Source organism: Fulvivirga sp. AWR4_260, assembly GCF_056158185.1.
The window spans coordinates 1-3,486 of record NZ_JBSWSU010000009.1; the positions used below are offsets into that span (position 1 = coordinate 1).

The 3,486-nt window shown below is 30.8% G+C and carries 5 protein-coding genes; all 5 read right to left on the reverse strand.

Annotated elements, in window-relative coordinates:
* Positions 1-217 (reverse strand): hypothetical protein (locus ACXACQ_RS06290; protein ID WP_474975087.1); only part of this gene is annotated, 217 nt, incomplete at its 3' end.
* A gap of 10 nt (positions 218-227) precedes the next feature.
* On the reverse strand, positions 228-515 hold the full coding sequence (locus tag ACXACQ_RS06295) for a hypothetical protein (protein ID WP_474975088.1): 288 nt from the start codon (positions 513-515) through the stop codon (positions 228-230).
* Between the two features lie 8 nt (positions 516-523).
* Entirely contained in the window at positions 524-1,198 is a 675-nt protein-coding gene (locus tag ACXACQ_RS06300) for a hypothetical protein (RefSeq protein ID WP_474975089.1), read from the reverse strand.
* A gap of 207 nt (positions 1,199-1,405) precedes the next feature.
* Positions 1,406-1,810 carry a hypothetical protein gene (locus ACXACQ_RS06305; RefSeq protein ID WP_474975090.1) on the reverse strand — a complete coding sequence of 135 codons (405 nt, stop codon included), beginning with the start codon at positions 1,808-1,810 and terminating at the stop codon, positions 1,406-1,408.
* An 83-nt stretch (positions 1,811-1,893) separates the two neighbouring features.
* Complete coding sequence (locus ACXACQ_RS06310) at positions 1,894-2,997, reverse strand: ParM/StbA family protein (protein WP_474975091.1); 1,104 nt, start codon at positions 2,995-2,997, stop codon at positions 1,894-1,896.
* Positions 2,998-3,486 lie beyond the last annotated feature (489 nt).

Sequence of the window (3,486 nt, forward strand, 5' to 3'; positions counted from 1 at the left end):
ATTTGAATAAGCTATCAACATATTTTTTGGCAGATTGAATATCAGCTACTTGTTGTTTCGCATTATCAATCTTTTTGTTTAATCGATCATAGAATGCGGTTTCTTTCTTGAAGTTTTTTAAAGCTTGGCTTAGCTTTTCAATATCCTTCTTTTGCTTAACATTTACAATATTATCTTTATTGAAAAGAGCCATTACATCTTTTTGAAAATCTATCATGCTTTTAGCTTTATCGTATGATTTTTCTACGGATTGTAAAGATTTTTTGTTCTTCTCGTTCAAATCTTTTTCTTTTTATTTCCTTAAGATCAGCTTTAATTTCTTCCATCTGTTTATTTGTAATATCTTTTTGAAGATCGGTTTTATCTTCGTTGAATAGATCGTCTACTTCATTTTCAATAGACGAAATTTCTTTGGCAACTTCCTCATTTTTAGCTTTGCTACCACATGCAGTAATAGCGATTGTAATTAATGCAATAACGAATACTAGTACGAATAACTTCAATGATTTTTTCATAATTATTTCTATTCCTTTCTTTTTATACTCTTTTTATATAATTCTTCCGATAATAGAACATTTAATATATATTCTTTATCGGCTTTAACTCCAATCTTTTTTAATTCCTTAGTTATAAGTTCAGCCATTTCATCATCATTAGCAATAAGTATCTTCTTTAAATCTCCCCCTGTATGTTGTGTGTTGGGTAGTAAAAAAAGTGCCTTTATAGCAATAATTAAACTTTTACCTAAGCTCGTTTCTTTTTCTATTATAAACTCTTCTAAAAGTAAAATTTTATATATATAATCTTTGTTATACATATAATCTTTGTTTGCAAAAACCCCCCTATGCTTTAAATCTTTTGTTATAAATTCAGCCATTTTATTAAGGGATGGATCTACGTTAGTGTCGTTAACATGAAAAGCATTTTTAACGGATTCTTTGGAAGGGAAAAACACTTTCCATAAGATTGTTAGCAACATAATTATCCATACGCCAAATGTAATAACATTCAAAACACCTATTGTGCCAAATGAATAAAGTGGTTCACTAATAGCTCTAGTTTCAGCATATTGAAATAGTGCTAATGCCAATAAAACGATAGTGGTTACACCAAAAGTAATTAATAAAACTTTGTTTTTCTTAAGCCATTTTTTCACTATTACACTACCCCAACCTGTATTATTGTGAATATCTAACATCCTAATTTGTATTTACTACAATAAAATTGTTGTTTGTGTCTTTATCATTTAATTTGCTTGTGCTTGTAATATATGTTCCACGTAAAAATTCACATAATTGTTTGCATTCATTTTCATTATCAAATACAATGACTTTCTCACCTTTGTATAACGCAGATAGTATCATGCTTTTCATTGTAAAATTATTCAATTAAATTCCTCCTCATATTATACAAAACTATTATCGTCTAAATCGTCTAAACCTGACCACGTTGTATTTTTTTTTGTTTTTTGGTTAGTTGCTTCTGATTCCATTACATTTTTTATTTCTACTGTTCTTTCAATGGATGGCATTGTTGATTCGGGTTGAACAGTTTTAGCTGTAGGTTGTGAATTCATATCAGAATGATTTTGAGCTTGTTTTTCATTGTCTATTTTTTGTAAATCAAAATCAATCTTTGCTGGCATAACTTCTGCAACATCAATATACCCAGTTGTTTTATATAATTCGAGTAATGCATACCAAACGGTTGCACTCAAATTACTTTGCATGTTACACCAATCAATAAATTCGTCACTCAAATGCCTACTGACAAATAAATTTGTTCTTTTCCCCTTTTTTAGGTTAGCCATTCTTCACCACCTAATCCTTTTCTTTTTTTATTCTTTTTGTGAGGCTGTTTGAGCTTTGGATTTCATTTGCTCAAAACGTGGACTTAATGCATAGATAAGTAATCCATGTGCATTACAAGAATTGGCTCGTTTACAAAAACAACATTTTTTAACCGATCTTTTTCTTGCAAAAGCTCAGTTAAATGTTCTTTTAAAATGGCTGCTCCCCCACCATAAATAAATACACGAGGTACATCTTTCATATCATCTATTTTATTGATGATATCTTGTCCAATTCTGTTAGCTAATTGCAACATACCTGTTTCTGCAATTTGCCTTATTTCATTGTGTCTAGGGTGTTCTGTATTTAAATAGATTTCATTAAATTCTGCCAAAGAGTCTATAGTCCTTCTCGGATTTTTTCTGTTCCATATTGTTATCACATTTAATATGGTTTCTTTTACACCATAATTCAATCCATATGATAAGTGAGGATTGAATTTGACCCCATTTGAGACAACCATTTCAGTAGTGCCAGCTCCAATATCAAAGTGAAGCATAGTTTCGTTTTCAAATGTTATTTCCTTTAATTCTCCATCTTCTGATTCAACTTTCCTACTGATAAGTTCTCCGTTTTCATTAAAAACAATACCCCAAGCAGCGGCAGCGCCTTCAGGCAATGTTTTAGCAAATTCAACGGTTAGTACTACCGTTACGTTTCTTTCGGAAGGATGATGAAAAATGATTTCATGTGAACCAAGAAAACGTTCCGCATTTTCTTGCGCTGTTTTTTTGGTAATAGAGCTAATAGGAAGTGCGAGCGCAAGATCATACGTAATCTCTATTTTATCTTGTTCAGGATACCTTCTCATGGCATCCACAGCTAAACCACTTAAAGTGCTTATTACTGGTAGTTTATCTGTTGACTTATTACTTTTCTTTTCAAGCTCTGTAGGTTGGTATTGGTCATTTAACACTTTTTGACCAACAACAAGATTAAGTTGATTTTTTGGTAAAGCCTTTGAATTAATTGTTACAAATAGATTTTCTTCTAACTTATCTGTAGGAATATCTTCCTCATCCATTAATTCCGTTACTGCACCTAAATAATAAGAGTATACAGTTGGAATAATGATAGGTTCCCCACCTTCTGTAATAAGTTTGAGACTATTATTCCCAGCGTCCACGCCTGCTTTTATTGGTTTCATAAATTTATTTCCTCCTTTGTTTATCTAAATCCTATTATACACCTTATACACACAAAGTCAACACTTAATACACACTAAACACACACTTTTTTTGCAAAACCCATTAACTTTTCCATTGAAACCGTTTACTTTACGCGCTATATACATACTTAGTGTGTATTAAGTGTGTATGTAATACGCATTGATTATGCATATTTTTCTCCCTCTATTTTATTAATGATTTTTATGTATTTATAAAGAGACTAGACAAATCTAGTAATTCTATTTATTATAGTTATTAATTACAAGATAGCAATTCTTTACATTTACATATTAATATATTAATATAATAGTGTATTAAAATCATAAAAAACAATAAAAAAGCTGGTTCTCGCATTGCGGAATCCAGCTACAATAAAATACAAATGGCATTGCTCTCACACAATGCCATCCCAACGATTTGCTAGTTTAGGTGCTGGGTGAGCACACGAGTATGACAAACTTAACCTT